Genomic DNA, 26,206 nt, shown 5'->3' with positions numbered 1-26,206 from the left:
GTGGATAAGCGCCAGGGCCTGTTTTTATTTGAATTCCCGCTCGCGCAGCCACTTGGTGGCGATCCATTTTTCGCCGGCGATCACCGGGGCGCCGCCATGCAGGGTGCGCGTGGACGGGTGCGGGCGCTCGTAGCTGAAGAACACGGCATTGCCGCGCTGCGGCGCCACTTCCACATGCACATCGGGGAAGGTGGTGCCGCCGCCTTTCTCGGGCGTGTTCAGGTACATCACGAGCGTGCCCACACGCTGGCCGCCGCGCTTGACGATGGTGGGCGTGCCCGGCTCGGCGGGGTCGAAGTAGTCGTAGTGCGGCTTGTATTCGGCACCGGGGCGGTAGTGCAGCACCTGCAGGCCCTCGCCGTTCTCGATGGGCCAGTTCAGCAGGCGGGCGATGCGCTCCTCGATGCGCTGCAGCAGCGGGCTTTCGCCGCGCTGGAAGAACATGCCGTCGCTCGTGCGGTCGTCGTTGACTTCCTCGCCCCCCGTCTTGGTGGCCACGGTGAGCGAGCGCGCCATGCGCGGCGCGGCGGCGGCGATCAGCGCATCGCATTCTTCGGGCGACAGCAGGTTGCCGAACACCACGATGCGCGGCTGGGCGATCGCCAGCAGCACGTTCACGCTGCGGTCGCCGGCCTCAAGCTGCGCGGGGGATTCGTCCAGCCGCGGCTCGGGCACCGCCACGGCGGGTGGCTGGCCCTGCTGCACGGCCAGTTCGTTGAGGTGGTCCTGCAGCGTGATCTCCAGCGCATCGGCGGCCACGTCCTCATCCCAGCCCGCATCGCGCATGGACTGCAGCACCACGGGCGCGGCATAGCCTGCCTGGGCCTGCTCGATGATCCAGCGGCGCAGCTCGGACGTGATGGCCTGCCGCGCGGCACCGCGGTCCTGGTGGGTTGCCGTGGTGCTGTCCGGGTGCTGTTCAGAACGCGATGTCATGGCGGTCCTTCAACGTAAGCAGGTTTCTTTCGGGGTTACGGGGCGGGTGCTGCCTTGCGCCGGAATACCAGGCGCTCGGGCCCGGATGATGCCGGGGCAAAGGCATAGCCGTCCAGATCAAACCCTTCCAGCTGGCGGGGTGTGGCAAGGCGGTGCGTGACGGCATGGCGGGCCATGAGGCCGCGCGCGCGCTTGGCGTGGAAGCTGATGATCTTGTAGCCGCCGCCTTTCCAGTCCTCGAACACGCATTCGACCACGCGTGCCTTGAGCGCCTTGCGGTCCACGGCCTTGAAATACTCCTGCGACGCCAGGTTGACCACGACGGGCGTGGTGTCGGCGCGCAGCCGGGTGTTGAGGTGCTCGGCGATCTGGCTGCCCCAGAACTGGTACAGGTTGCTGCCCGCGGCCGTGGCCAGGCGCGTGCCCATCTCCAGCCGGTAGGGCTGCATGCGGTCGAGCGGGCGCAGCACGCCGTACAGGCCGCTCAGGATCGCCACGTGGCGCTGGGCCCAGTCCAGGTCGTCGGCGGTGAGCGCGCGCGCCTGCAGGCCTTCGTACACGTCGCCGTTGAAGGCCAGCAGCGCCTGGCGCGAGTTGGCGGCGGTGAAGCGGGGGCGCCAGGCCTGGTAGCGCGCCACGTTGAGCGCGGCCAGCTTGTCGCTCAGGTCCATGAGCGAGGCGATGTCCTGGGGGGACTGGGTGCGCAGCACCTCGATCAGGGCCGTGGACTGTGGCACGAACTGGGGCGTGGAATGGGGCAGCCCCTCGGGCAGGGGGGTGTCGTAGTCAAGGGATTTGGCAGGGGACAGCAGGAACAGCATGTGGGAGTCCGGGTGGTCCGTGGGGCTCGGAAGGGGGAAGGCTGGGTGGAGCGAGGCCGGAATGCCGGCAGCGGCCAAAATGGTACCTGCTGCAGGGCCGCCGCAGCGCCAAGGCGTTGTTCAGGGCCCCCAAAGCAAGAAGGCGGCCCTGGGCCGCCTTCTTGTTTTCAGGGCCGCAGCCGGTGGATCAGGCCGCCGGCGGCTGCTCGAAAGGCAGGGTCATCGCCGACAGGTCGCGGCGGGTTTCCACCAGCACCAGCGGGCCTTCGTCCAGCACGACCGCGGGCGGCCGTTCGCGTGGAACGCGGATGGGTTGCGGTTCGGCGGCGATCGCCGCCTGCACGGCGGCGATCTTGCCCGCGTCCGAGTTCACCCATTGCAGCCCCGACGAGGCGGCAACCTGCTGGAGCTCGTCGACCGGCAGCGTGAAGGACTGGACACGGGGCATGCCGTTGGCGGCAGCCGCCGCAGCAGCAACCGCCACCGGGGCTGGCGCGGGCGCGGCAACGGGTGCGGCCGGGGGCGCCACGGGTGCCGTGGCAGCAGGGGCCGTGGCGGCCACCGGACCAGCCACGGGCGCTGGCGCTGCAACCGCCACCGGGGCGGCAGCCGGAGCCTCGGCCACGGGGGCCTCTACCGGTGCGGCGGGGGCGCTGAAGTAGCTGCGGCGTGGAGCCTCATCCTGTTCCGGCGCCGGTTCGGCCTGGGGTGCGGCGACGGCGGTGGGATCGAAGTCCAGCATCGCCGGTGCCGCTGCCGTGGTCTCGGCGCTGTCACGAGGACCTCGCTCGCCGCGTTCGCGGCGGTCACGGCCGTAGCGGTCGCGCGAGCGGCGCTCGCGGCGCTGCTGCTCTTCGCTGGCCGGGGCGCCATTGCCCGCGGCCACGTCGTTGCCGGACAGGTCCAGGTCGGGCAGCGATGCCAGCGGGGCGGTGTCGACGAAGTCGCCCGCGGCCGGCGCGGTGCTCTCCTGCGCTTCGACAGCACGGGGCGTGCGTTCGCCGCGCTCTGCACGGTCTCCACGTTCGCGGCGGCCGGAGCCTTCGCCACGGTCACGGCGCGGACCGCGCTCGCCGCGCGGCTGCTGGCCCGCTTCCGCGCTGTTGCCGTTCGGACCTTCCACCTGCGCCTGCGCGGCAGCGGTGTTGTCGCCGTTCAGGCCGGCGGCCTGGTTGCGGGGCTCGGCGTCGCGGCGGCCACGGCCACCGTCACGGCCGTTGCGGCCTTCGCGTCCCTCGCGGGCTTCGCCTTCGGGGCGGCGGTCGGTGTCGCGGGGTGGACGGCCCTCGGCGTCGCGCGGAGCGCGGCCTTCGGCCGAGCGCTCGCCACGGCGGCCGCGGCCTTCGCTGGCGCCTTCGCGGTTGCCGCCATCACGGCCGCCTTCGCGTTGGCCTTCCCGGTTGCCATCGCGGCCACCACGGCGGCCACGGCCTTCGCCGTTGCGGCCATCGCGGCGGGGCTCGCCGCGGCCCGTGGTTTCAGGTGTGGCGGCGGGGGCAGGGGCTGCTGCCACCGGTGCGGGGGCTGCCGGTGCATCGCCAAAGCCGAACAGGCTCTTGAGCCAGGAAAAGAAGCCTTGCTCCTGCGGCGCGGCGGCGGCAGCGGGCGCTGGCGCAGCCACGGGGGCCTGGGCGGGTGCCGCGGGCGCGGCAGCGGGGCGCTGGCCGGCGCGGGGTGGGCGGGCCGCGCCTTCGGGGCGGGGCTCGGCCACGGGGGCGGGTGCATCGGGCAGCACGCCCTTGATCACCGGGGTCTGCTTGTTGGTGGGCTCTTGCGAGCGGCGCGTCACGGCGGTGGGGTCTTCCACTTCTTCGGCGAGCTTGTAGCTGGCTTCGATGTGGTCCAGGCGCGGATCGTCGTGCTTGAGGCGTTCCAGGCGGTAGTTGGGGGTTTCCAGCGTCTTGTTGGGCACCATCAGCACGGCCACGCGCTGCTTGAGCTCGATCTTGGCGATCTCGGTGCGCTTTTCGTTGAGCAGGAACGAGGCCACTTCCACCGGCACCTGGCAGTGCACGGCGGCCGTGTTGTCCTTCATGGACTCTTCCTGGATGATGCGCAGGATCTGCAGGGCCGAAGATTCGGTGTCGCGGATATGGCCCGAGCCGCCGCAGCGCGGGCAGGGGATGGACGAGCCTTCGCTCAAGGCGGGCTTCAGGCGCTGGCGGCTCATCTCCATGAGGCCGAACTTGCTGATGGTGCCGAACTGCACGCGGGCGCGGTCCTGGCGCAGCGCGTCGCGCAGGCGGTTTTCCACTTCGCGGCGGTTCTTGCTCTCCTCCATGTCGATGAAGTCGATCACGATCAGGCCGCCCAGGTCGCGCAGGCGCATCTGGCGCGCCACTTCGTCGGCGGCTTCCAGGTTGGTGCGGGTGGCGGTTTCCTCGATGTCGCCGCCCTTGATGGCGCGGGCCGAGTTCACGTCCACGCTGACCAGCGCTTCGGTGTGGTCGATCACGATGGCGCCGCCCGAGGGCAGTTGCACGGTGCGGGCGTAGGCCGATTCGATCTGGTGCTCGATCTGGAAGCGGCTGAACAGGGCGGCGTCGTCGCGGTAGCGCTTCACGCGGGCGGCATGCTCGGGCATGACGTGCGCCATGAACTGCTGCGCCTGTTCGTAGATGTCGTCGGTATCGATGAGGATGTCACCGATGTCGTTGTTGAAGTAGTCGCGGATCGCGCGGATGACGAGGCTCGATTCCTGATAGATCAGGAAGGCGCCCTTGCCGCCCTTGGCGGCGCCGTCGATGGCGTTCCACAGCTTGAGCAGGTAGTTCAGGTCCCACTGCAGCTCGGGCGCGGTGCGGCCGATGCCGGCGGTGCGCGCGATGATGGACATGCCGTTGGGGTATTCCAGCTGGTCCATCGCCTCCTTGAGCTCGGCGCGGTCCTCGCCCTCGATGCGGCGCGAGACGCCACCGCCACGGGGGTTGTTGGGCATCAGCACCACGTAGCGGCCGGCCAGCGAGACGAAGGTGGTCAGGGCCGCGCCCTTATTGCCGCGCTCTTCCTTTTCGACCTGGACCAGCAACTCCTGGCCCTCGCGGATCACTTCATTGATGCGCGCCTGGCTGGGCGAGACACCGGGGGTGAAGTAGCTGCGCGAGATTTCCTTGAACGGCAGGAAGCCGTGGCGGTCTTCGCCGTAGTCGACGAAGCAGGCCTCCAGCGAAGGCTCGACGCGCGTGACGACGGCCTTGTAGATGTTGCCCTTGCGCTGTTCGCGCCCCTCGATTTCGATTTCGTAGTCGAGGAGCTTCTGTCCGTCGACGATGGCCAGGCGCCGTTCTTCAGGCTGCGTGGCGTTGATGAGCATCCGCTTCATGATGCGATTCCTTCAGTGTTTCGCGGACAGCAGCGGAGCAGCCAACCGTGACCCACGGAGAGGGCTGCGCGGGCTGCCGCCCACAGTTTCCAAACCAATACAACAAGCTCTACAGGAGCTGTGAATGCCTGGACTGACGCATCGAAACGAAGGGAATTGCCGGGAATGCCAAGGGTCTGCCGAGCGCTAGCGCGGCAGGAAAAGGCAGGGGCGCGTGGATGGGGGCGAGTGAGAGTGGCGCAGTTTTGCTACCAAAATAGTAGCGTGTTGCGCTTGCAGGACGGGCGCTGGGGCGGAATGTGCGTGTGCGGCCGGGGGCAACAGCCACCGCCACAAGGTCACCATCCATGCCATCAACAACCACATGCTCGCTTCGATCCGCTGGCAGGCTGCTCCCGGGTAGGGTGCGTCTGCCAGCTTGGGGATTCCGTATCAGTGTTTCAATCTGTCAGCCCGCCGAACGAAGCGCAGGCCACCGCAGGCATCTGGCCTGCAATCTGCGTGCACGACGCCCGCTGGCATCGACCTTCCTGCACGAGGGAAAGGGTTGCGTGGACTAAACTCCAGACAAATCAACCACTTACACAGCAACGCGCAGGTGAAACACATTATAGGGGCCAAACCGCCATCCGACCGCACCACGGCGGCAAGCCCTCCGGCGGCACGCCTGATCGAGGTCGATTCCGATTCCGCGGGCCAGCGGCTCGATAACTTTTTGATACGCCACTTGAAAGGTGTGCCAAAAACGCACGTCTACCGCATCATCCGCAGCGGCGAGGTGCGCATCAACAAAGGCCGCGTGAGTGCCGACACCCGCGTGGAAGCAGGGGACGTGGTGCGCCTGCCTCCTGTTCGAATTTCAGACAAGGTCGCCGAGAAGGCCGAGCGCCCGGCGCCCGCGCGCGAATTTCCCATCCTGCTCGAAGACGAGCACCTCATCGCCATCGACAAGCCGGCCGGCGTGGCGGTGCACGGCGGCAGCGGCGTGAGCTTCGGCGTGATCGAGCAGTTGCGCCAGGCGCGCCCGGCCGCGAAATTCCTGGAGCTGGTGCACCGGCTGGACCGCGAGACCTCGGGCATCCTGCTGGTGGCCAAGAAGCGCTCGGCGCTCACGCACCTGCAGGACCAGTTCCGCGAGCGCGAGACCGGCAAGACCTACCTGGCACTCGTCACGGGTGCCTGGCCCGCCAACAAGAAGGTCATCGACCTGCCGCTGCACAAGTACCTGCAGGCCGACGGGGAGCGCCGTGTGCGCGTGACCACGGCCGACGACCCGGACGGCATGCGCTCCGTCACGCTCGTCAAGGTGCGCAGCTCGGTGCCCCCGCGCCCCGCGCAGGGGCTGCCCGCCATGTCGCTGCTGGAGGTGACCATCAAGACCGGCCGCACCCACCAGATCCGCGTGCACCTGGCCAGCCAGGGGCATGCCATCGTGGGGGACGACAAGTACGGGGATTTCGACCTCAACAAGCGGCTGCAGAAGCTGGGCATGAAGCGCATGTTCCTGCATGCCTGGCGGTTACAGTTCAACCATCCCGCCTCGGGCGAGCGCGTGGCGCTCCATGCCGAGCTGCCGTCCGAACTGGCCGGCTTTGTGCCTTCTCCTGCCTGAAATGGCGCGAACAACCCCCCATGCCCTCCACCACCTCCCGCCCGCGCCGTTTCGATCTCATCGCCTTTGATTGGGACGGCACCCTGTTTGATTCCACCGCCATCATCGTGCGCTGCATCCAGGCGGCGGTTCGCGATGTCGGTGGCACGGTGCCCACCGACAAGGAGGCCGCCTACGTGATCGGCATGGGGCTCATGCAGGCCCTGGCCCATGCCGCCCCCGACGTGCCGCCCGAGAAGTACACCGACCTGGGCAACCGCTACCGGTTCCACTACATCCAGCACCAGGAGGACCTGAGCCTGTTCGACGGCGTGCTGCCGCTGCTGGCCGACCTGCGCGATCGCGGGCACCTGCTGGCGGTGGCCACGGGCAAGAGCCGCCGCGGCCTGGACGATGCGCTGCATTCGGTGGACCTGCGCGGCGTGTTCGATGGCTCGCGCACGGCCGACCAGACCGCGGGCAAGCCGCATCCGCTGATGCTGCAGGAGCTGATGGCCGAGTTCGACGTGCTGCCCGAGCGGCTGCTGATGGTGGGCGACACCACGCACGACCTGCAGATGGCGGTGAATGCCGGCTGCGCCAGCGTGGGGGTGAGCTACGGCGCGCATGAGCCCGAGGTGTTCCATGCGCTCAACCCGCTGCACGTGGCCCATTCGGTGCGCGATTTGCACGACTGGCTGCTGCAATACGCCTGACGGGGGTGCACGATGCGCAAGCGAGCATTCCCATGACGGACCTTCCTGACCGGGCCATTGCGTTGTGCAACAGCGCCGACCTGGCCGACAGCGGCCTGGCCGTCGCGTTTGACGTGGTCTATGCGGGGCAGACCTGCCGGGCCTTTGCCATCCGCTACCGCGGCACGCCCCATGCCTACCTCAACCGTTGCACGCACGTGGCGATGGAAATGGACTACCAGCCCGACCGGTTTTTCGACGACACCGGCCAGTGGCTGCTGTGCGCCACCCATGGTGCGGCCTACCTGCCCAGCACGGGGCAGTGCGCGGGGGGGCCCTGCCGGGGCGGCCTGGTGAAAATTGCCTTGTCGGAAAGCGATGGCGTGGTGCACTGGCATACTGCATACAACCTGCAACCCGTAGAGTTCTAGAAAATCTAGATGAATTACCCTTATGTGCTGTCGTCCGGTGCCTTGCCCGTGCCCTGGACAGGCCGCCCCGGCAAGGCAGGCGCAGCGCCAGGACGCATGACATGACCGACCCCCAACCGCCCGGTTCCCCGGGTTTTGACCCCAAAAGCAACCCAGCGCCCGACCTGTGGGCGCAATCAGCTACGAATTCAGGAGCATCTGTGAGCGACTCATCGCGTGAACCCGGCTGGGAACGCGCCACGCTGGAAAAGCTGGCCTTCTCTGCCCTGCAAGAGCAACGCAGCGCCCGCCGCTGGAAGATATTCTTCCGGCTGGCATGGCTGCTGCTGATCGCCGCCGTTGCCTTCGCCGCCCTGCGCCAGGCGTCGCCCAGCGCCAGCAAGAGCGCGCCGCACACGGCGGTGGTCGACATCAAGGGCGAGATCGCCGCGGGCGCCGAGGCCAGCGCCGAGTTCGTCGTGGCCGCGATGCGCAGCGCGCTGGAGGACGAAGGCTCGCAGGCGCTGGTGCTGCTCATCAATTCGCCCGGCGGCAGCCCGGTGCAGGCCGGCATCATCAACGACGAGATCGTGCGCCTGAAGGCCAAGCACAACAAGCCGATCTATGCCGTGGTGGAGGAAACCTGCGCCTCGGCCGCGTACTACATCGCCGCCGCAGCGGACGACATCTATGTGGACAAGGCCAGCATCGTGGGCAGCATCGGCGTGCTGATGGATGGCTTCGGCTTCACCGGCACCATGGAAAAGCTGGGCGTGGAGCGCCGCCTGCTGACCGCTGGCGAGAACAAGGGCTTTCTCGACCCGTTCAGTCCGCAGACCGAAAAGCAGCGCGCCTACGCGCAGACCATGCTCGACCAGATCCACCAGCAGTTCATCGCCGTGGTGAAGGCCGGGCGCGGCGACCGCCTCAAGACCACGCCCGACACGTTCAGCGGCCTGTTCTGGACCGGCCAGCAGGCCGTGGAAATGGGCCTGGCAGACAAGCTGGGCAACCTGGACTACGTGGCGCGTGAAGTGGTCAAGGCCGAGGACATCATCGACTACACCCGCCGCGACAACGTGGCCGAACGCCTGGTCAAGCGTTTTGGCGCCGCCATCGGCGTGGGCGCGGTCAAGTCGCTGTCAGTGGCGGGGCCGCAGCTGCGCTGACGCCACCTGATCTGGCCTGCGGGCCGCTCGCAGCCAATGCCCTGGGTGGAGATTCCATCCGGGGCATTTTTGCGTATGGGCGTGTGTGAATGGCGCTGCTGACCGGGCCGTGCAAGCCTCAGGGGCGGCAGGAGGGTGGAGGGGCCGGGGTGTGATGCCTGCTTCAGCTGTCCAGCCCGCCGGCCCTGCGCTGGCGCGAGCCGTCTTCAAGGATGGTGTCGTCCGCCACGAGCTTGCCCGCTTCGTCCCACTGCTTGCGCGCCGTGAGGCGTGTGCGGCCGCGGGCATCGGGGACGGAATACTGCTCTTCCATCGCCGGCCGGCCGTTGTCGTGGAACGCCTGCTGCGTTCCCACGGGCCACTGGTCCTTGGTGAGCTGGTCGCGCCGCAGGAGGCTGCCGTCGTCGCGGTACATCTCGCGCAGCAGGCGGGCCTGCTCGCCGGTGCCGCTCCAGGTGCTGCGTTCGCGCACGGACCCGTTGAGGTACCAGCGCTCCACCTGCACCTCGCGCCCGCCGTCAAAACCGCGCTGCTCGATGAGCTGGCCCGATGCGCCGTAGCGCCGGGTGCTCCACAGAGGGCCCCGGGTGTCGCGCAGCGCGCGCTCGTCGGGGGCGAAAACGCGTTCCTCGCGCAGCACGCTCCTGCCGCCTTCGGTGTGGAAGCTGCGGTGAACGCGCCGGCCTTCCACCACGAGCTGCTGGGCGGAGACGAGGCCGTCGCCGTTCCATTCGGTGGCGCTCAGCAGGCGGCCCTGGTCGTACCGAAGCTGTGCGGTTGGGGTCCCGTTTTCCGCGTGCAGCAGGGTGTCGGTGGCGCCATCGAAGCCGCAGAGCTTGCGGTCTTCGGGCAGCACGCTGGCACGGGGGCAGAGCAGGCGCGTGGGCTGGCCCCTGCCGTTGGTCTCCACATGAAAGAGCTCCTGCCCGTCGCCATGGAACGACACCCGCTCCACGCGGCCGGTGGCATCGAAGCGGCGCACCGCGCCCTGGGTGCGGCCGTTGTCGGCGGTTTCCTCGCGCCGCACCTGGCCGTTGGGCCAGAACTCGGCCACCCGGCCGTGGCTGTTGCCGCGTTCGTTCACCGTGCGCTCGCGCTGCAGGCGGCCTTCGCGGTCGAACATGCGCTCCTGGCCGATGTACTTGCCATTGCGCAGCTCCTGCTCTCGCTGGACATGGCCCGTGTCCTCTTCGCGGCAGCGCACGAGCCCGGACTGTCCGGCCGTTTCGGCGCCGTTGGAGATGTTGATGGCCTTGCCGTTCAATTCACAACGAATAATGGCCTCTGCGCTTGTCATATAAGCGCTACAAGCTATTAAAAATATAGCAACTGAATGCGACTGCATGTCAGCGGCCCAATGCGAACACCACGGGGGTGCGGTTGTCGGGGGGCTCGGGCTGCTGGCGCCATTGCCGCACCAGCTGGCTGCGGATGCGTGCGTCCGGCAGCGTCAGCCCGCTGGCCAGCGCCAGCCGGGTGTGGGGTTGCAGCGCCTGGACCAGCGCCTGCCACAGGGCCGCATTGCGGTACGGGGTTTCGATGAAGAGCTGGGTCTGCCCTGTCTTGAGGGCCAGGCCTTCGAGTTCCTTGATGCGCTGGGTGCGCTCCTGGCTGTCCTGTGGCAGATAACCGACGAATGCGAAGTTCTGCCCGTTCAGGCCGCTGGCCGCCAGTGCGAGGAGCAGCGACACCGGGCCCACCAGGGGGGCCACGGGGATCTGCAGATCGTGCGCGGCGCGCACCACGGACGAGCCCGGGTCGGCCACGGCGGGCATGCCCGCCTCGCTGACCAGTCCCATGTCATGCCCCGCCAGCGCGGCGGCCAGCAGGGGGCGGGCATCGAAGGGGGCCGACCCCTTGTCGCCATGATCTCCCTTCTTGTGCACCTCGCGCGGCAGTTCGGTGATCTGCTGCTGCTGTAGGGAAGCGGCCAGGGGGTGGAGGGCATCGACGCGCTTGAGGTAGGCGCGGGTGCTCTTGGCGTTCTCGCACACCCAGTGGGTGAGCCGCGCGGCGGTCTGCAAGGTGCTGGCGGGCAGCGCATCCTGCAGCGGAACCTGGCTGTCGCAGCCAAAATCGAGCGGCGCGGGCACCAGGTACAGCGTTCCGGTTCTTGCGTTCATCGCTGGGCTCCATGGGGCTGCGTGGTACCGGCCGTCCAGGCAGCTGGCGCAGCCCAGGCCGGGGCGTGCCCTTCTGCGCAAGGAGAGGGTGGCTGCGCGACGCGGCTCGGGGGATGTTTCATCACGGCAGTACCAGCCCTGCCGCCCGCAGCATGCGGCAGGTGCGGATCAGGGGCAGCCCAATGAGCGCGGTGGGGTCGTCGCTCACGATGGCATCGAGCAGCACGATGCCCAGGCCTTCGCTCTTGGCGCTGCCCGCGCAGTCGTAGGGCTGCTCGGCGCGCAGGTAGCGCTCTATCTCTGCGTCGGACAGGTCGCGGAATTTCACCTCCACCGCAGCCAGGTCCACCTGCTCGAAGCCCGTGGCGGCGCATACCACGGCCACGGCGGTCTGGAACACCACGGTCTGGCCCCGCATCTGGCGCAACTGCTGCACCGCGCGCTCGTGGTGGCCCGGCTTGCCCAGGGGTTCGCCCGCAAGGTCGGCGACCTGGTCGGAGCCGATCACCACGGCATCGGGGTGCTGGCGGGCCACCGCCTGGGCCTTGGCCACCGCCAGGCGCAGGGCCAGCGCGCGCGGGGCCTCGCCCGGGCGGGGCGTCTCGTCCACATCGGGGGCGGCAACGTCGAAAGGCAGGTTCAACCGCTGGAGCAATTCGCGCCGGTACCGCGAGGTGGAGCCCAATACCAGAGGGCGTTGCAGGGGAGGGGATTGATGCATGCGCCGATTCTCTTACACTGCCGCCATGACCAAGGAATTCTCCGCACAGCGCCTGGACGTGAAAGCCTTTGCACAGGCGGGCGGTCGGCTGTCGGGCCACGATTCGCTCTTGAAGTACGAACGCCTGGCCCAGGAGGCCAAGGGCCTGCACCCGGACCTGATGGTGGACTGGGAGGCGGTCGGCGAAGTGCGCACGGCGCTGGGTGGCATGGGCCAGGTGTGGCTGCATCTCAAGGTGCAGGCCAGTTTCCCCATGGAGTGCCAGCGCTGCATGACCCCGGTGGATGTCCCCTTGGAGGTGGACCGCGAGTTCCGCTTCGTGGCCGACGAAGCCACGGCCGAGGCGCTGGACGACGAGAGCGAGGAAGACCTGCTGGCCATGAGCCGCGAATTTGATCTGCGCGAGCTGATCGAAGACGAATTGCTGATGGCGCTGCCCGTGGTGCCCAAGCACGACGAATGCCCGACCTCGGTGCCCCTGGCTTCCTCGGATGAGGATTTCGAAGAGGCCAACGCCGAGAAGCCCAACCCATTTGCCGCGCTGGCGGGCCTGCGAAAACCCGGCAAAGGGTCATAAAGAGGCCGCGAGCCATTTAGGCTATAATCGAGGGCTTCGCGCGAATCCCCTCGTGTCTTTAATGGGCTGATCGCGTTTTTACCAACCTATTCAAGACCAGGAGCCATCATGGCCGTTCAGCAAAACAAAAAGTCCCCTTCCAAGCGCGGCATGCACCGCTCGCACAATGCCCTGAATGTGCCGGGCATTGCCGTGGAACCCACGACCGGTGAAACGCACCTGCGCCACCACATCAGCCCCAACGGCTTCTACCGCGGCCGCCAGGTGCTGAAAAACAAGTCTGAAGCCTGACTTTCGCCCCATCCAAAGGCCCGTTGCTACTGAAATCGTAGCGCGGGCCTTTGTTTTGACCGTTGCATTTCATCTTCCGGCCTGTCTGGCCGGTCGGACAAGTCGCCCATGATCACACTGGCTGTTGACTGCATGGGGGGCGACCATGGCCCCCGCGTCACGCTCGCGGCGTGCCGCCAGTTCCTAGATAACCACCCTGATGCCCGCCTGCTGCTCGTTGGCCTGGCGGACAGCCTGCAGTCGTTCTCGCACGACCGCGCCACCATCGTGCCCGCTTCCGAAGTGGTGGCCATGGATGACCCCGTGGAGGTGGCCCTGCGCAGGAAGAAGGACTCTTCGATGCGCGTGGCGATCCAGCAGGTCAAGGATGGCGCCGCCTCGGCGGCTGTCTCCGCAGGCAATACCGGCGCCCTGATGGCTATTGCCCGCTATCTGCTCAAGACGCTCGACGGCATCGACCGCCCGGCCATCGCCACGCAGATGCCCAATGCCGCCGGCGGCGCCACCACGGTACTGGACCTGGGCGCCAACGTGGATTGCTCTGCGGAGCACCTGCTTCAGTTCGCCGTCATGGGCTCCGCGCTGGTGTCCGCCCTCAGGGATGGCGGCGAGCCGACGGTGGGCCTCCTCAATATTGGTGAGGAAGTCATCAAGGGCAGCGAAGTGATTAAAAAAGCAGGTGAACTCCTGCGATCTGCTGCCAATTCTGGCGATCTGAATTTTTATGGAAATGTCGAAGGCAATGACATCTTCAAGGGAACGGTGGATATCGTCGTGTGTGACGGCTTTGTCGGCAACGTGGCCCTCAAGGCCAGCGAAGGCGTCGCGTCGATGATCATCGGTGCACTCAAGACCGAGTTCTCGCGCAACATCTTCACCAAAATTGCTGCCATCACTGCCTATCCGGTCTTAAAAGCGCTGATGAAGCGCATGGACTACCGTCGGTACAACGGTGCGGCCCTTCTGGGGCTGCGTGGGCTGGTCTTCAAGAGCCATGGGTCGGCTGACACAATGGCCTTCGAGCAGGCGTTGAACCGGGCGTATGATGCAGCCCGCAACAACTTGCTCGACCGTGTCCGGACCCGGATTGCGCATGCAGCGCCTCTTCTGGTGCCTGCAGATGCACAGCCCCAGCCTGGCGTTGCGGCGACGATCACACATTGATGAGACGCTACTCCCGCATTACCGGCACCGGCAGCTACCTGCCCCCGCGCCGGCTGACCAACGCTGATCTGGTGGCCGAACTGGCCCAGCGCGGCATAGAAACCTCGGACGAATGGATCGTGGAGCGCACGGGCATCCGCGCCCGCCATTTCGCGGCGCCTGATGTCGCCAGCAGCGATCTGGGGCTGGAAGCCGCGCGCAACGCCCTGGAGGCCGCGGGGCTGCAGCCCACGGACATCGATCTGATCATCGTGGCCACGTCCACGCCGGACATGGTGTTTCCTTCGGCTGCCTGCATATTGCAGAACAAGCTGGGCGCCAATGGTTGCCCGGCGTTTGATGTGCAGGCGGTGTGCAGCGGTTTTGTCTATGCCCTGTCCGTGGCGGATGCCATGATCCAGACCGGCGCCGCCAACCGCGCGCTGGTCATTGGCGCTGAGGTTTTCAGCCGTATCCTGGACTTCAACGACCGTACCACCTGCGTGCTGTTTGGCGATGGGGCGGGTGCTGTGGTGCTGGAAGCGTCTGAGACGCCCGGCATCCTGTCCAGCGACCTGCACGCCGACGGCAGGCATGTGGGAATCCTGTGCGTGCCTGGCAACGTGGCCGGTGGCCAGGTGCTGGGGGACCCGGTCCTCAAGATGGACGGGCAGGCTGTTTTCAAGCTCGCTGTCGGGGTGCTCGAAAAGGCCGCGCATGCGGTGCTCGCGAAGGCGGGCATGACGGAGGCCGACATCGACTGGCTGATCCCGCACCAGGCCAACATCCGCATCATGCAGGGCACCGCCCGCAAGCTCAAGCTGTCCATGGACAAGGTGGTGGTCACGGTGGACCAGCATGGCAATACATCGGCCGCTTCCATTCCCCTCGCGCTGGACCACGCGGTGCGCTCTGGCCAGGTCAAAAAGGGCGAGACCCTGCTGCTCGAAGGTGTGGGCGGTGGCTTTACCTGGGGCGCGGTGCTCCTGAAGTTATAGCTTTCAGCGCTTGTTGAATAAGCGCTGGGACTCGATTTCAATCATATTTCTGGATTTTTCATGAAATCTTTTGCATTTGTCTTTCCGGGGCAAGGCTCGCAATCGGTGGGCATGCTCGACGGATGGGGCGATCACCCGGTGGTCGTCCAGACCCTGCAGGAGGCATCGGATGCCCTGGGCGAGAACGTCAGCCTGTTGATCAAGGGCGGCCCCAAGGAGGCGCTTGCGCTGACCACCAATACGCAGCCCGTGATGCTGGTGGCGGGGGTCGCTGCATGGCGCGTGTGGCGCGCGGAGGGCGGCGCGGCTCCCGTGGCTGTGGCTGGCCATTCGCTGGGCGAGTATTCGGCGCTGGTGGCGGCGGGGGTGCTGACGCTGGCCCAGGCCGCGCCACTGGTGCGCCTGCGGGCGGCCGCCATGCAGGAGGCCGTGCCCGTCGGCACCGGAGCGATGGCGGCGATTCTGGGCATGGAAGCCTCCAAGGTCATCGCGGGCTGCGCCGAGGCGCTGGCTTCGCTGGGTGCGGGCACGTCCGAGGTGGTCGAGGCGGTCAATTTCAACGACCCCATCCAGACCGTCATTGCAGGGACCAAGGCGGGTGTCGACAAGGCCTGCGAAGTTCTCAAGGCGGCGGGTGCCAAGCGTGCATTGCTGTTGCCTGTCTCCGCACCCTTTCATTCCAGCCTGATGAAGCCCGCCGCCGAGAAGCTGCGGCTGGCGCTGGCGGATGTGGCGTTTGCCGTTCCCCAGATCCCTGTGCTGAACAACGTGGATGTCGCGGTTCGCCAGGACGCGGATGCGATCCGGGATGCGCTGTACCGGCAGGCCTTTGGCCCCGTGCGCTGGGTGGAATGCGTGCAGGCCCTCAAGGCGCGCGGCGTGACCCATATTGTTGAAAGTGGCCCTGGCAAGGTGCTGGCCGGCCTGACCAAGCGCATCGACCCCGAGTTGGTGGGTGGTGCAATGTTTGATCCGGCCACGCTGGCCGAAACCCGGGAGTTGCTGGCATGACGGAAACCTCATCGGCCGCGCAGGTGGCGTTGGTGACAGGCGCATCGCGCGGCATTGGCGCGGCCATTGCGCTGGAACTGGCTGTTCGTGGCTATCAAGTGGTGGGCACGGCCACGACCGACGAGGGGGCTGAGCGCATCAGCCAGGCCCTGTCGGCCTATCCGGGCTGCCGCGGCGCCAACCTGAACGTGAACGATGCGGCCGCCGTTGATGCGCTGCTGGATGCCATCGTCAAGCAGCAGGGCGGATTGCATGTGCTGGTGAACAATGCGGGCATCACCCGCGATACGCTGGCCATGCGCATGAAGGACGACGACTGGGACGCGGTGCTCGACACCAATCTCAAGGCCGTCTTTCGCGTGAGCCGTGCGGCCATCCGTCCGATGATGAAGCAGCGTTTTGGGCGCATCATCAGCATCACCAGCGTGGTGGGTGCCTCGGGCAATCCAGGCCAGGCCAACTACGCGGCCGCCAAGGCGGGCGTGGCCGGCATGGCGCGCGCACTGGCCCGCGAACTGGGCAGCCGCGGCATCACGGTCAACTGTGTGGCGCCGGGTTTTATCGAAACCGACATGACCTCCGTGTTGCCCGAAGACCAGCAAAAAGCGCTCAATGCGCAGATTCCCCTGGGCCACATGGGCAAGCCCGCAGACATCGCCCATGCGGTGGCCTACCTGGCTTCGCGCGAGGCTGGCTATGTCACCGGGCAGGAGTTGCATGTCAATGGCGGCATGTATATGTAATTGATGGAAGATAACGCCGGTTCATCCGGACGGCGGGCTGCTGAGGGGCTTCTCCTGAAGCAGCTAGAATCGCGGATTCATTCACAACCCCCAGAGGGAAACCATGAGCGATATCGAAGCACGCGTCAAAAAAATCATTGCCGAACAACTCGGCGTGGAAGAGTCCCAAGTCACCAATGAAAAGGCCTTCGTGGCAGACCTCGGTGCCGACTCGCTTGACACGGTGGAGCTGGTGATGGCGCTGGAAGACGAATTCGGCATCGAGATTCCGGATGAAGACGCCGAGAAGATCACCACGGTGCAAAACGCCATCGACTACGCCAATACCCACCAGAAGGCCTGAGCGGCGCTCTGCGCCTGACTCAAGCGATCAGCAGAAGGTTTTTTACGCATGAGCCGTCGTCGCGTTGTCGTGACCGGCCTGGGATGCGTCAGCCCCGTGGGCAACACGGTGGCCGAATCCTGGGCCAACCTCCTTGCCGGAAAATCCGGCATTGATCTCATCACCAAGTTCGACGCGTCGAACTTCGCCTGCAAGATCGCGGGGGAGGTCAAAGGTCTTGACCTGGAGTCGTACATCAGCGCCAAGGATGCGCGCGCGATGGACAGCTTCATTCATTTCGGCATCGCGGCAGCTGCGCAGGCGGTGCAGGATGCCGGCCTGCCCACGGGTGAGGCGCTCAGCGAAGAGTTCGCCACGCGCATTGCCTGTGTGATCGGATCGGGGATTGGTGGCCTGCCACTGATCGAGAACACCCACGCGGAACTGGTCAGCCGCGGCCCCCGTCGCATCACGCCGTTCTTCGTGCCGGCGTCCATCATCAACATGGTGGCGGGCCACGTGTCCATGCGCTTTGGCTTCAAGGGCCCCAACCTGGCGGTGGTCACTGCCTGCACCACGGGCCTGCACTGCATCGGCGAGGCCGGCCGGATGATCGAGTACGGCGATGCCGACGTGGTGGTCGCCGGTGGCACGGAATCCACCGTGTCGCCGCTGGGCATCGGGGGGTTCGCGGCCATGCGTGCCCTGTCCACCCGCAACGACGACCCCAAGACAGCATCCCGCCCCTGGGACAAGGACCGCGATGGTTTTGTGCTGGGCGAGGGCGCCGGCGTGATGGTGCTGGAAGAATACGAGCATGCCAAAGCCCGGGGTGCCAAGATTTACGCAGAATTGAGCGGCTTTGGCATGAGTGCCGATGCCGGGCACATGACGGCCCCCAACATGGATGGCCCGCGCCGTGCCATGCTCAACGCCTTGCGCAATGCGGGCATGAATGCCGACCAGGTCGACTACCTGAACGCCCACGGTACTTCCACGCCCCTGGGTGACATCAACGAAACAAATGCCATCAAGGCGGCTTTGGGCGACCATGCCTACAAGACCGTGGTGAGTTCTACCAAATCCATGACCGGCCACTTGCTGGGCGGCGCGGGTGGTATCGAGAGCATCTTCACGGTGTTGGCGCTGCATGAGCAAAAAGTGCCGCCGACCATCAATTTGCTGAATCAGGATCCGGAGTGCGATCTGGATTACTGCGCCAACACGGCGCGTGACATGAAGATCGACGTGGCCGTCAAGAACAACTTCGGTTTTGGCGGCACCAACGGAACCCTGGTCTTCAAACGCGTCTGATTCTCTGGCATCACATCCTGCCGCGCTGGATGACAAGGCCTTCCTGCCTTGTTGTTGCCTTGAGCCCGAGGGCAGGCCTGCCGCGAAGCTGTGCCCCGGCCTGGGCCGTGGGCTTTTGGTGACCGGTGGCGCGCCATGGACGTGACCTCCTCGCGGCGGCCGCCGGCGGTGCTGTACCCCCTGCGGCGCAGCCGTGCCCTGGGCTGTGTGCTGGCTGGCGCGCTGCTGGCAGGCGCGGGCGGGCTCGGCGCGTGGTTCTTTCGAGGCTCGGGTGCGGGCTCCCTCTGGCCTGTTCTGGCCGGCGGCGGGCTCTGGCTCGTGGCCGCCGCCAGCGCACTGCACTTCTGGGTTCACCAGCTTTCTGGTGCCATTCGCTGGGACGGACAGTCCTGGGCTCTGGAGAGTGGGCAGCCCGGCGACACATTGGCGGCACTTTCCGCTTCCCCGGAAGTCCTTCTCGACGTGCAATCGCATCTGTGGCTGCATGCGCGGCCCGCGGGGCGCGGCCGCATCTGGCTGTGGCTGGAGCGTTCCACCCAGCCTGAACGTTGGATGGATCTGCGCCGTGCGGTATATTCGCGCCCCAGACCGGGCGCTGGCAACGCTGACGAAACCGCCCCGGCAGCAGCCGTGGGGCGTGAATCCTGAGTATCCATGACTGTAATTCCGCCTTCCCCTTCCGAAGACAGCGATCTCCAACTGGTGGAGCGCACGGTGGCGGGCGATCAGCGCGCCTATGAGCTACTGGTCATCAAGTACCAGCGCCGCATCGAGCGCCTCATTGGGCGCATGGTGCGCGACACCGACCTCGTGCAGGACATCGCACAGGAGACGTTCATCCGTGCCTACCGCGCGCTGCATCAGTTCCGCGGCGATGCGCAGTTCTACACCTGGCTCTACCGGATTGCCGTCAATACCGCCAAGAAGGCGCTGATGGACATGAAACGCAATCCCGTCATTTCGGAGAATGCGCTGCGAGGGAATGAGGATGAAGATGAAACTTCCCGCCTCGGACACGAACTAACCAGCGAAGAAACCCCCGAAACCGTGCTCGCGGCCCGAGAAATCGCGCAAGCCGTCAATGCGGCCATGGAGGCATTACCCGAAGATCTGCGCCAGGCGGTGACCTTGCGCGAGATCGAGGGACTGAGTTACGAAGAGATCGCAACGGCCATGGATTGCCCCATTGGCACGGTGCGGTCCCGGATTTTCCGGGCGCGTGAGGCCATTTCGGCAAAAGTGCGCCCCTTGCTTGAAAACCAGTCGGGCAAACGGTGGTGAGGTAATGAAATGAACAAGGCTGTACGTAGCGATGGATTGGCAGAGGGCGCCGTGGTGAATGAGATGCACAGGCGCGAACAGTTGTCTGCACTGGCCGATGGCCAGTTGCAGGGGGATGAGTTGGCCGATGCCCTGGCCTACGCGGAGCAAGCCGAGGGGCATGCGGCGTGGCAGCTCTACCACCTGGTGGGTGACGTATTGCGTTCGTCCGATCTGGCGCGGCCCTCCAGCCCGGATTTCATGGCACGGCTGCGCGATGAGCTCGCCAAGGAAGGGCCTGCCCTGGGCGTTCAGCCCCCGGTGCAGGTGGCAGTGGTGGCTCCCGTGATGGAGAGTGCCGCCAATGCGTCCGTCTTCCGCTGGAAGATGGTCGCTGGTTTTGCGTCGCTGGCGGCGGTGGCCGCGATTGGATGGACCTCCTTGGCTGGCCTGCAAGGCACTGGTGCGGCGGGTCCGTCGGGCGGTGCCCAGCTCGCTCTTGCGCCGGAATCCGCGCCCAGCACCGCTGGCACGCCCGTGGTGGCCGTGGCGGATGCCGAAGGTGGGGCACAGGTGATGATTCGCGATCCCCGCCTGGACGAGTTGCTGGCGGCGCACAAGCAGTTTGGCAGCACTTCCGCCCTGCAGATGCCCGCGGGCTTCCTGCGCAATGCGACATTTGAGACACCCGGCCGCTGAGTCAAGGATGGCTCTTTGTGCTGAGACCGTGCGATGACCAATACAGGGGTTGCGGGCAATAGCGTGATTGTGCCATGCCGGTGGTTCAGGTCCGGGTGGGTGGCGGTGCTTCTGTGCGTGGCGGGGCTTTCCGCCGCGATGGGGGAGGCGCAACCGGAAAAGTCGCCTCGTCCGTTGGGAGACGCGGCCCCGGTGCCCGCGGCGCGCACCATCGTGCAGTGGATTGAGCGCATGCACAGCGCGCCCTGCATCCGGCCCTATGCGGGAACCTTCGTGGTGCTTGCAGCCTCGGGCGCGATGGCCAGTTCGCGCATCTGGCACGCCTGTGAAGGGCAGCAGCAGATGGAGCGCGTGGAGGCGCTGAGCGGCACGCCGCGGACTATTTTCCGGCGCGATGACGAGGTGCGCACTTTCTGGCCCCAGTCCCGGGTGGTCCGCTCGGACCGCCGCGAAGCCTCGGGGCAGTTTCCGCGCGTTCCTGTGGTCAACGGCACGTCGATCTCCCAGTTCTATGTCTCGCGTTCGGTGGGGCAGGAGCGGGTGGCGGGTTTTGTCGCGGACGTGGTGTGGTTCAAGCCGGTGGACTCCCTGCGTTTCGGCTACAGGCTGTGGAGCGAGCGGGACACCGGCCTTGTCGTGAAGCTGCAGACACTGGCTGCGGATGGCCGCGTTCTGGAGCAGGCCGCCTTTTCAGAGCTGGATCTGAATGCGCCCGTGCGAGTGGAGCAGCTCTCGCGCCTGATGGATGCCACGGAGGGCTACAAGGTCGTGGCACCGGCCGTGGTCAAGACCACCGCGTCGGCCGAGGGGTGGGCCTTGCGCCAGCCGGTCGCGGGATTTGTTCCGGTGAGTTGCCATCGGCGCGCGGTGTCTGCCGCGGACGATGCCCAGGGCATTCTGCAATGCCTGTACTCCGATGGCCTCGCGTCGGTCTCGCTGTTCGTGGAGCCGTTTGATCCCCAGCGGCACCCGGCGCAGCCCCAGGTGTCGAGCATGGGCGCCACCCAATTGCTGGCGATGCGGGTCTTGCCCGATGTGTGGCTCACCGCGGTCGGAGAGGTGCCGCTGCAGACCCTTCGCCTGTTTGCCGGGCAACTGGAGCGCACCCGCTGATTGCGCGGCTGCCACTCCGTGGGGTGGCGGGCCGCTGCGGGTTGCGGCCTGCCCTTCAGAGGGGCATGCAGACAGCACTGTCAGCGCGGGAACCAAATGGCCGCACACTCTTCACAGTTACATACAGTTTGATGACTGCGTTCGTCACAATTCACGAAAGGTCGATGATGCCGAAGTTCGATGGAAATGCGCTGCGCTCCGTAGCATTTGCGTGCATGTTCGCCGGGGTTGCCGGTGGAGCGTTTTTGCCCCAGGCCGCCTTCGCGCAGCCCGCCGCAGCTGTGCGTGGCCTGCCAGACTTTACCGACCTGGTGGACCAGGTGGGCCCGTCCGTGGTCAACATACGGACCGTGGAAAAGGCGTCGAGCCGCGCGAGCGCGAATGGCATGGACGAGGAAATGCTGGAGTTCTTCCGCCGTTTCGGAGTGCCGATTCCCAACGTGCCGAGGCAGCAGCGCCCGCAGCGGCCCCAGGACGACGAGCAGCCCCGTGGCGTGGGCTCGGGCTTCATCCTGACCACGGACGGGTTTGTCATGACGAACGCGCATGTCGTGGAGGGGGCCGATGAGGTGATCGTCACGCTGACCGACAAGCGTGAGTTCAAGGCCAAGATCATCGGCGCGGACAAGCGCACGGACGTGGCCGTGGTCAAGATCGAGGCCACCGGGCTGCCCGCAGTGAAGGTGGGTGATCTGGGGCGCCTGCGTGTCGGAGAGTGGGTCATGGCGATTGGCTCGCCTTTCGGGCTGGAGAACACGGTGACCGCGGGCATCGTCAGTGCCAAGCAGCGCGATACCGGCGACTACCTGCCCTTCATCCAGACCGACGTGGCCATCAACCCTGGGAACTCGGGGGGGCCCCTGATCAACATGCGCGGCGAGGTGGTGGGGATCAACAGCCAGATCTATTCGCGCTCGGGTGGATTCATGGGTATTTCGTTTGCCATCCCGATGGATGAAGCCATCCGGGTGAGCGAACAATTGCGCGCGTCCGGGCGGGTCACGCGGGGTCGCATCGGCGTGCAGATCGGACAGGTCACCAAGGACGTGGCGGAATCGATTGGCCTGGGCAAGGCGCAGGGGGCCCTGGTGACCGGCGTGGAGGCTGGATCGCCGGCAGACAAGGCCGGGGTGGAAGCGGGGGACATCATCACCCGTTTCGATGGCAAGACCATCGAGAAGGTGGCTGATTTGCCCCGGCTGGTGGGCAACACCAAGCCCGGCACCAAGAGCACCATGACCGTATTCCGCCGGGGCGCTTCGCGGGATCTGGGCATCACCATTGCCGAGATCGAGCCTGACAAGCCCGCGGCCGCCAAAGCGGCAGAACGGGAAGAGAAGCCCAAGGCATCGGCCGCTGCGCAGCAAATCGGGCTGGCGGTGATTGAACTTTCCGATGCGCAGAAGAAGGAACTCAAGGTCAAGGGAGGGGTACTGGTGGCGACCGCCACGGAGGCTGCCGCGCGTGCCGGCCTGCGCGAAGGTGACGTGATTCTTGCGATCGCAAACACCGAGGTATCGGGGGTCAAGGAGTTCGAAGCCGTGCTGGCAAAGGCGGACAAGAGCAAGGCCATCAATGTGCTGTACCGACGCGGAGAGTGGGCGCAATATGCCTTGATCCGGCCCGGACGCTGAGGCGTCGGATGTGCGGGTGGGGGCGCCTGGGCGGCGATTCCCCACTTTTGCAATGGGCTATTCGACCGCGGCGAAAGGTTTTTTGGCGTTTTTGCTGGAGCCTCTCCGAAGGCATGAATGTTAGCTTTTGCTAACTTTTTCAGGGTCTATCAACTGGATTCGATAGAATAGAGGCTCCTGTTCAACGCTAATCTGTATATTGGCCAGGCGCGGATTCACGATGCGGGATGCGCTGGTGCAATGCACAGCTGATCCACAGCTCACCCACAAGTTGTCCAGCGTTGTTGTTGTGCAGACTGTGAATAAGTTGTGAATAAAATCCCTGTTGCACCCTGGCAACTCCCCCTGGATGCAGTCGTATGGGCTTTTTCCTGCGGGCTTTTTGCCTACAATGAAGCTCCAACTATCGCAGTTGCCAATGATTGTTGGTTCAGGGCGCGTCGCCATTCGACGCGCCCTTTTTTCTTGTGTGCTCCGTTTTAATTCAATCACTTGACGCTTTCCGTTGATGAACCACATCAGAAATTTTTCCATCATTGCGCACATCGACCATGGCAAGTCGACGCTCGCTGATCGCTTGATCCAGCGCTGTGGCGGCCTTGCGGACCGTGAGATGGAGGCCCAGGTTCTGGACTCGATGGACATCGAAAAGGAGCGTGGGATAACCATCAAGGCGCAGACGGCGGCACTGCAATACAAGGCACAGGATGGCCAGGTCTACAACCTCAATCTGATCGACACGCCGGGTCATGTGGACTTCTCGTATGAAGTGAGCCGCTCGCTGTCTGCCTGCGAGGGCGCGTTGCTGGTGGTCGATGCATCCCAGGGCGTCGAAGCCCAGACGGTCGCGAACTGCTACACGGCGCTGGACCTGGGTGTCGAGGTCGTGCCGGTGCTCAACAAGATGGATTTGCCCAATGCGGATCCGGACAACGCCAAGGCCGAGATCGAGGACGTGATCGGCATCGACGCCACGGATGCCATTCCATGTTCCGCCAAGACGGGCATGGGCATCGAGGAGATCCTGGAAGCCATCGTCGCCAAGGTGCCCGCGCCGCGCGGCAATGCGCAGGGTCCGCTGCGGGCCATGATCATCGACAGCTGGTTTGACAGCTATGTCGGCGTCGTGATGCTGGTGCGCGTGGTGGACGGGCGGCTGCTCAAGGGCGAGCGCATCAAGATGATGGCCAGTGGCGCCGTGTACAACGCCGACAACCTGGGGGTGTTCACGCCCGCCAACGAGCCGCGCAATTCGCTGGATGCAGGGCAGGTGGGCTACATCATCGCGGGCATCAAGGAGCTGCAGGCCGCCAAGGTCGGCGACACGATCACGCTGGAAAAGAAGCTGCCCAACAACGCAGGCCCCGCCGCCGAGGCCTTGCCCGGCTTCAAGGAAATCCAGCCGCAGGTTTTCGCGGGGCTGTACCCCACCGAAGCGAGCGAGTACGACTCGCTGCGCGATGCGCTGGAAAAGCTCAAGCTCAACGACGCCTCGCTGCACTACGAACCCGAAGTGAGCCAGGCGCTGGGCTTTGGTTTTCGTTGCGGATTCCTCGGGCTCCTGCACATGGAAATCGTGCAGGAGCGCCTGGAGCGGGAGTTCGACCAGGACCTCATCACCACGGCGCCCAGCGTGGTCTACCAGGTGGTCAAGGCCGATGGCGAAGTGATCATGGTCGAGAATCCCTCCAAGATGCCGGACCAGGGGCGGCTGGAGGAGATCCGCGAGCCCATCGTCACGGTGCATCTGTACATGCCGCAGGACTATGTGGGCCCGGTGATGACACTGGCCAACCAGAAGCGCGGCGTGCAGATGAACATGGCATACCACGGCCGCCAGGTGATGCTCACCTACGAAATGCCGCTGGGCGAAATCGTGCTCGACTTCTTCGACAAGCTCAAGTCGGTGTCGCGCGGCTATGCCTCCATGGACTACGAGTTCAAGGAATACCGCGCCTCCGATGTGGTGAAGGTCGACATCCTGCTCAACGGTGAAAAGGTCGACGCGCTGTCCATCATCGTGCACCGCTCGCAATCGCAGTACCGCGGACGTGCCGTGGTCGCCAAGATGCGCGAGATCATCAGCCGCCAGATGTACGACGTGGCCATCCAGGCCGCTATCGGTGCCAACATCATTGCGCGCGAAACCATCAAGGCATTGCGCAAGAACGTGCTGGCAAAATGTTACGGCGGTGATATCACCCGCAAGCGCAAGCTCCTCGAGAAGCAGAAAGCAGGTAAGAAACGCATGAAACAGATTGGATCGGTCGAAGTGCCCCAGGAGGCCTTCCTGGCCATTTTGCAGGTGGAAGACTGATGCAGGCCATGCAGATTCTCACCTCTGTGGTGCTGGCCGCATTTGGCGGGTATATCGGCGCTTGGTACTTTGGGGCCGTGGAAGGCAACTTTGCCCTGCTGTTGTTCCTGGCCACGGTGGTCACGGGTGCCTACTGGCTGGCCGAGCGGCTGTACTTTTTGCCGCAGCGCCGCCGGGCTGCCCAGGCCGTGGAAGATGCCGCCGTGCAGCGCCGCGCCGAACTGGACCGCATGGGCATCCAGAAAGTTGATGTGGATGTCCAGGAAGCCAAGGGGAGGCTGCTCATGCAGCCCTGGTGGCTGGACTGGACCGCAGGACTCTTCCCGGTGATCGTCGCGGTGTTCCTGCTGAGGTCATTTCTGTTCGAGCCTTTCAAGATTCCGTCGGGTTCCATGATTCCCACGCTGCTGGTGGGCGACCTGATCCTGGTGAACAAGTTCACCTACGGTATCCGCCTGCCGGTCATCCACACCAAGATCACCGAAGGCACCAAGCCTGCGCGGGGGGATGTGCTGGTGTTTCGCTACCCGCCACAGCCCAGCCTGGACTACATCAAGCGGGTGGTCGGCGTGCCGGGGGACGAGGTCGCCTACCTCAACAAGCGCCTCACGATCAACGGCCAAGCGGTGGATACCAAGGCAGCGCCGGATTTCTTCGAAGAGGATTCGATGCGCTACTTCAAGCAGTTTGAAGAGCAGCTGGGCCCGCAGCCGCATCGCTTGCTGAACAACCCCGATGTTCCTGCCTTCGTACAGGGCGCGAGCAATTTTGCCTACCGGCAGAACTGCCGCTACAGTGTCGAGGGCGTCGTCTGCAAGGTGCCGGAAGGCCACTATTTCATGATGGGGGACAACCGGGACAACTCGCTCGATTCGCGCTACTGGGGATTCGTTCCAGAAGGCAATATCGTCGGAAAGGCCTTTTTTGTCTGGATGAATTTCGGTAACCTCAAGCGTATCGGTTCATTCCACTAAGCCACGGCCGTCAAGGCAAACA

At 65.6% G+C, this 26,206-nt stretch carries 26 protein-coding genes; 19 read left to right on the top strand and 7 right to left on the bottom strand.

Annotation, left to right across the window (positions count from 1 at the left end; translation table 11 throughout):
- Positions 1 to 24: 24 nt before the first annotated feature.
- From ACAM51_RS06210 to ACAM51_RS06200, 3 genes are all read right to left on the bottom strand, one after another.
- Complete coding sequence (locus ACAM51_RS06210; protein WP_369643013.1) at positions 25 to 936, bottom strand: 2OG-Fe(II) oxygenase; 912 nt, start codon at positions 934 to 936, stop codon at positions 25 to 27.
- 35 nt (positions 937 to 971) lie between these two features.
- A complete protein-coding gene (yaaA, locus tag ACAM51_RS06205) occupies positions 972 to 1,757 on the bottom strand; it encodes a peroxide stress protein YaaA (RefSeq protein ID WP_218340093.1) in 786 nt (261 codons plus the stop codon).
- A 187-nt stretch (positions 1,758 to 1,944) separates the two neighbouring features.
- A complete protein-coding gene (locus tag ACAM51_RS06200; RefSeq protein ID WP_369643012.1) occupies positions 1,945 to 5,079 on the bottom strand; it encodes an Rne/Rng family ribonuclease in 3,135 nt (1,044 codons plus the stop codon).
- A gap of 598 nt (positions 5,080 to 5,677) precedes the next feature.
- On the opposite strand from ACAM51_RS06200, the gene ACAM51_RS06195 reads away from it, so the two are divergent.
- The 4 genes from ACAM51_RS06195 (at position 5,678) to ACAM51_RS06180 (ending at position 8,944) form a co-directional block, all read left to right on the top strand.
- Positions 5,678 to 6,691 carry an RluA family pseudouridine synthase gene (locus ACAM51_RS06195; protein WP_218295611.1) on the top strand — a complete coding sequence of 338 codons (1,014 nt, stop codon included), beginning with the start codon at positions 5,678 to 5,680 and terminating at the stop codon, positions 6,689 to 6,691.
- A gap of 20 nt (positions 6,692 to 6,711) precedes the next feature.
- Positions 6,712 to 7,386, top strand: a complete 675-nt coding sequence (locus tag ACAM51_RS06190; protein ID WP_218340095.1) for an HAD family hydrolase — start codon at positions 6,712 to 6,714, stop codon at positions 7,384 to 7,386.
- Between the two features lie 32 nt (positions 7,387 to 7,418).
- Complete coding sequence (locus tag ACAM51_RS06185) at positions 7,419 to 7,796, top strand: Rieske 2Fe-2S domain-containing protein (RefSeq protein ID WP_218340096.1); 378 nt, start codon at positions 7,419 to 7,421, stop codon at positions 7,794 to 7,796.
- 101 nt (positions 7,797 to 7,897) lie between these two features.
- Positions 7,898 to 8,944 carry a S49 family peptidase gene (locus tag ACAM51_RS06180; protein WP_218340097.1) on the top strand — a complete coding sequence of 349 codons (1,047 nt, stop codon included), beginning with the start codon at positions 7,898 to 7,900 and terminating at the stop codon, positions 8,942 to 8,944.
- A 163-nt stretch (positions 8,945 to 9,107) separates the two neighbouring features.
- On the opposite strand, the gene ACAM51_RS06175 is transcribed toward ACAM51_RS06180, so the two are convergent.
- The 3 genes from ACAM51_RS06175 to ACAM51_RS06165 form a co-directional block, all read right to left on the bottom strand.
- Positions 9,108 to 10,241 carry a hypothetical protein gene (locus ACAM51_RS06175; RefSeq protein WP_369643011.1) on the bottom strand — a complete coding sequence of 378 codons (1,134 nt, stop codon included), beginning with the start codon at positions 10,239 to 10,241 and terminating at the stop codon, positions 9,108 to 9,110.
- 49 nt (positions 10,242 to 10,290) lie between these two features.
- A complete protein-coding gene (locus ACAM51_RS06170) occupies positions 10,291 to 11,067 on the bottom strand; it encodes an SAM-dependent methyltransferase (RefSeq protein WP_218295607.1) in 777 nt (258 codons plus the stop codon).
- A 121-nt stretch (positions 11,068 to 11,188) separates the two neighbouring features.
- Positions 11,189 to 11,788 carry a nucleoside triphosphate pyrophosphatase gene (locus tag ACAM51_RS06165; protein ID WP_369643010.1) on the bottom strand — a complete coding sequence of 200 codons (600 nt, stop codon included), beginning with the start codon at positions 11,786 to 11,788 and terminating at the stop codon, positions 11,189 to 11,191.
- A 25-nt stretch (positions 11,789 to 11,813) separates the two neighbouring features.
- Here ACAM51_RS06165 and ACAM51_RS06160 point away from each other — a divergent pair, with 25 nt between their 5' ends.
- The 13 genes from ACAM51_RS06160 (at position 11,814) to ACAM51_RS06100 (ending at position 22,893) form a co-directional block, all read left to right on the top strand.
- Entirely contained in the window at positions 11,814 to 12,365 is a 552-nt protein-coding gene (locus ACAM51_RS06160; RefSeq protein ID WP_218295605.1) for a DUF177 domain-containing protein, read from the top strand.
- 108 nt (positions 12,366 to 12,473) lie between these two features.
- Positions 12,474 to 12,656, top strand: a complete 183-nt coding sequence (rpmF, locus tag ACAM51_RS06155; protein ID WP_005794249.1) for a 50S ribosomal protein L32 — start codon at positions 12,474 to 12,476, stop codon at positions 12,654 to 12,656.
- A gap of 108 nt (positions 12,657 to 12,764) precedes the next feature.
- On the top strand, positions 12,765 to 13,820 hold the full coding sequence (gene plsX, locus ACAM51_RS06150) for a phosphate acyltransferase PlsX (RefSeq protein ID WP_218340100.1): 1,056 nt from the start codon (positions 12,765 to 12,767) through the stop codon (positions 13,818 to 13,820).
- Positions 13,820 to 14,797, top strand: a complete 978-nt coding sequence (locus tag ACAM51_RS06145) for a beta-ketoacyl-ACP synthase III (protein ID WP_218295603.1) — start codon at positions 13,820 to 13,822, stop codon at positions 14,795 to 14,797. Before plsX ends, ACAM51_RS06145 begins: the two co-directional genes overlap by 1 nt.
- Before the next feature lie 60 nt (positions 14,798 to 14,857).
- A complete protein-coding gene (gene fabD, locus ACAM51_RS06140) occupies positions 14,858 to 15,808 on the top strand; it encodes an ACP S-malonyltransferase (protein WP_369643009.1) in 951 nt (316 codons plus the stop codon).
- The gene (gene fabG, locus ACAM51_RS06135; RefSeq protein WP_218295601.1) at positions 15,805 to 16,551 is read left to right on the top strand and encodes a 3-oxoacyl-ACP reductase FabG; all 747 of its coding nucleotides are present in this window, start codon (positions 15,805 to 15,807) and stop codon (positions 16,549 to 16,551) included. Before fabD ends, fabG begins: the two co-directional genes overlap by 4 nt.
- Before the next feature lie 103 nt (positions 16,552 to 16,654).
- Positions 16,655 to 16,894 carry an acyl carrier protein gene (gene acpP, locus ACAM51_RS06130; protein WP_003058049.1) on the top strand — a complete coding sequence of 80 codons (240 nt, stop codon included), beginning with the start codon at positions 16,655 to 16,657 and terminating at the stop codon, positions 16,892 to 16,894.
- A gap of 48 nt (positions 16,895 to 16,942) precedes the next feature.
- Positions 16,943 to 18,187: a beta-ketoacyl-ACP synthase II gene (gene fabF, locus ACAM51_RS06125; RefSeq protein ID WP_218295600.1), complete on the top strand. Its 1,245-nt coding sequence runs from the start codon at positions 16,943 to 16,945 to the stop codon at positions 18,185 to 18,187.
- Positions 18,188 to 18,322: 135 nt separating this feature from the next.
- On the top strand, positions 18,323 to 18,835 hold the full coding sequence (locus tag ACAM51_RS06120; protein WP_369643008.1) for a hypothetical protein: 513 nt from the start codon (positions 18,323 to 18,325) through the stop codon (positions 18,833 to 18,835).
- A gap of 6 nt (positions 18,836 to 18,841) precedes the next feature.
- On the top strand, positions 18,842 to 19,468 hold the full coding sequence (gene rpoE, locus ACAM51_RS06115; protein ID WP_218295598.1) for an RNA polymerase sigma factor RpoE: 627 nt from the start codon (positions 18,842 to 18,844) through the stop codon (positions 19,466 to 19,468).
- Between the two features lie 9 nt (positions 19,469 to 19,477).
- Positions 19,478 to 20,146, top strand: a complete 669-nt coding sequence (locus ACAM51_RS06110) for a sigma-E factor negative regulatory protein (RefSeq protein WP_369643007.1) — start codon at positions 19,478 to 19,480, stop codon at positions 20,144 to 20,146.
- A gap of 231 nt (positions 20,147 to 20,377) precedes the next feature.
- Positions 20,378 to 21,259: a MucB/RseB C-terminal domain-containing protein gene (locus ACAM51_RS06105; protein WP_369643006.1), complete on the top strand. Its 882-nt coding sequence runs from the start codon at positions 20,378 to 20,380 to the stop codon at positions 21,257 to 21,259.
- Between the two features lie 164 nt (positions 21,260 to 21,423).
- The gene (locus ACAM51_RS06100) at positions 21,424 to 22,893 is read left to right on the top strand and encodes a Do family serine endopeptidase (RefSeq protein ID WP_218340103.1); all 1,470 of its coding nucleotides are present in this window, start codon (positions 21,424 to 21,426) and stop codon (positions 22,891 to 22,893) included.
- A gap of 120 nt (positions 22,894 to 23,013) precedes the next feature.
- Here the strand turns inward: ACAM51_RS06100 and ACAM51_RS06095 are convergent, their stop codons facing one another.
- Positions 23,014 to 23,412: a hypothetical protein gene (locus ACAM51_RS06095; RefSeq protein ID WP_369643005.1), complete on the bottom strand. Its 399-nt coding sequence runs from the start codon at positions 23,410 to 23,412 to the stop codon at positions 23,014 to 23,016.
- On the opposite strand from ACAM51_RS06095, the gene lepA reads away from it, so the two are divergent.
- Together lepA and lepB are read left to right on the top strand one after the other, a co-directional pair.
- Positions 23,402 to 25,210 (top strand): translation elongation factor 4, encoded by a 1,809-nt coding sequence (gene lepA / locus ACAM51_RS06090; protein WP_218295594.1) that lies wholly within the window; start codon positions 23,402 to 23,404, stop codon positions 25,208 to 25,210. The genes ACAM51_RS06095 and lepA overlap by 11 nt on opposite strands.
- Positions 25,210 to 26,184 carry a signal peptidase I gene (gene lepB / locus ACAM51_RS06085; RefSeq protein ID WP_369643004.1) on the top strand — a complete coding sequence of 325 codons (975 nt, stop codon included), beginning with the start codon at positions 25,210 to 25,212 and terminating at the stop codon, positions 26,182 to 26,184. The genes lepA and lepB overlap by 1 nt, the downstream gene beginning before the upstream one ends.
- The last annotated feature ends 22 nt before the right edge of the window (positions 26,185 to 26,206 follow it).

The sequence above is a fragment of the Acidovorax sp. A79 genome, from assembly GCF_041154505.1.
Lineage (GTDB): Bacteria > Pseudomonadota > Gammaproteobacteria > Burkholderiales > Burkholderiaceae_C > Acidovorax.
The sequence above is the reverse complement of the archived record's forward strand: the minus strand, read 5'-3'. Positions and strand labels throughout refer to the sequence as shown.

Excerpts from the sequence above, each read along its gene's own strand:
- ACAM51_RS06210 (WP_369643013.1), bottom strand. The coding sequence starts at position 936 with ATGACATCGCGTTCTGAACAGCACCCGGACAGCACCACGGCAACCCAC.
- fabF (WP_218295600.1), top strand. The coding sequence starts at position 16,943 with ATGAGCCGTCGTCGCGTTGTCGTGACCGGCCTGGGATGCGTCAGCCCC.
- fabG (WP_218295601.1), top strand. The coding sequence starts at position 15,805 with ATGACGGAAACCTCATCGGCCGCGCAGGTGGCGTTGGTGACAGGCGCA.
- ACAM51_RS06190 (WP_218340095.1), top strand. The coding sequence starts at position 6,712 with ATGCCCTCCACCACCTCCCGCCCGCGCCGTTTCGATCTCATCGCCTTT.
- ACAM51_RS06185 (WP_218340096.1), top strand. The coding sequence starts at position 7,419 with ATGACGGACCTTCCTGACCGGGCCATTGCGTTGTGCAACAGCGCCGAC.
- acpP (WP_003058049.1), top strand. The coding sequence starts at position 16,655 with ATGAGCGATATCGAAGCACGCGTCAAAAAAATCATTGCCGAACAACTC.
- fabD (WP_369643009.1), top strand. The coding sequence starts at position 14,858 with ATGAAATCTTTTGCATTTGTCTTTCCGGGGCAAGGCTCGCAATCGGTG.
- ACAM51_RS06100 (WP_218340103.1), top strand. The coding sequence starts at position 21,424 with ATGATGCCGAAGTTCGATGGAAATGCGCTGCGCTCCGTAGCATTTGCG.
- ACAM51_RS06105 (WP_369643006.1), top strand. The coding sequence starts at position 20,378 with ATGCACAGCGCGCCCTGCATCCGGCCCTATGCGGGAACCTTCGTGGTG.
- yaaA (WP_218340093.1), bottom strand. The coding sequence starts at position 1,757 with ATGCTGTTCCTGCTGTCCCCTGCCAAATCCCTTGACTACGACACCCCC.
- ACAM51_RS06160 (WP_218295605.1), top strand. The coding sequence starts at position 11,814 with ATGACCAAGGAATTCTCCGCACAGCGCCTGGACGTGAAAGCCTTTGCA.
- ACAM51_RS06095 (WP_369643005.1), bottom strand. The coding sequence starts at position 23,412 with ATGTGGTTCATCAACGGAAAGCGTCAAGTGATTGAATTAAAACGGAGC.
- ACAM51_RS06145 (WP_218295603.1), top strand. The coding sequence starts at position 13,820 with ATGAGACGCTACTCCCGCATTACCGGCACCGGCAGCTACCTGCCCCCG.
- ACAM51_RS06200 (WP_369643012.1), bottom strand. The coding sequence starts at position 5,079 with ATGAAGCGGATGCTCATCAACGCCACGCAGCCTGAAGAACGGCGCCTG.
- ACAM51_RS06165 (WP_369643010.1), bottom strand. The coding sequence starts at position 11,788 with ATGCATCAATCCCCTCCCCTGCAACGCCCTCTGGTATTGGGCTCCACC.
- ACAM51_RS06180 (WP_218340097.1), top strand. The coding sequence starts at position 7,898 with ATGACCGACCCCCAACCGCCCGGTTCCCCGGGTTTTGACCCCAAAAGC.
- ACAM51_RS06120 (WP_369643008.1), top strand. The coding sequence starts at position 18,323 with ATGGACGTGACCTCCTCGCGGCGGCCGCCGGCGGTGCTGTACCCCCTG.
- rpoE (WP_218295598.1), top strand. The coding sequence starts at position 18,842 with ATGACTGTAATTCCGCCTTCCCCTTCCGAAGACAGCGATCTCCAACTG.
- rpmF (WP_005794249.1), top strand. The coding sequence starts at position 12,474 with ATGGCCGTTCAGCAAAACAAAAAGTCCCCTTCCAAGCGCGGCATGCAC.
- ACAM51_RS06110 (WP_369643007.1), top strand. The coding sequence starts at position 19,478 with ATGAACAAGGCTGTACGTAGCGATGGATTGGCAGAGGGCGCCGTGGTG.
- lepB (WP_369643004.1), top strand. The coding sequence starts at position 25,210 with ATGCAGGCCATGCAGATTCTCACCTCTGTGGTGCTGGCCGCATTTGGC.
- ACAM51_RS06175 (WP_369643011.1), bottom strand. The coding sequence starts at position 10,241 with ATGACAAGCGCAGAGGCCATTATTCGTTGTGAATTGAACGGCAAGGCC.
- lepA (WP_218295594.1), top strand. The coding sequence starts at position 23,402 with ATGAACCACATCAGAAATTTTTCCATCATTGCGCACATCGACCATGGC.
- ACAM51_RS06170 (WP_218295607.1), bottom strand. The coding sequence starts at position 11,067 with ATGAACGCAAGAACCGGAACGCTGTACCTGGTGCCCGCGCCGCTCGAT.
- plsX (WP_218340100.1), top strand. The coding sequence starts at position 12,765 with ATGATCACACTGGCTGTTGACTGCATGGGGGGCGACCATGGCCCCCGC.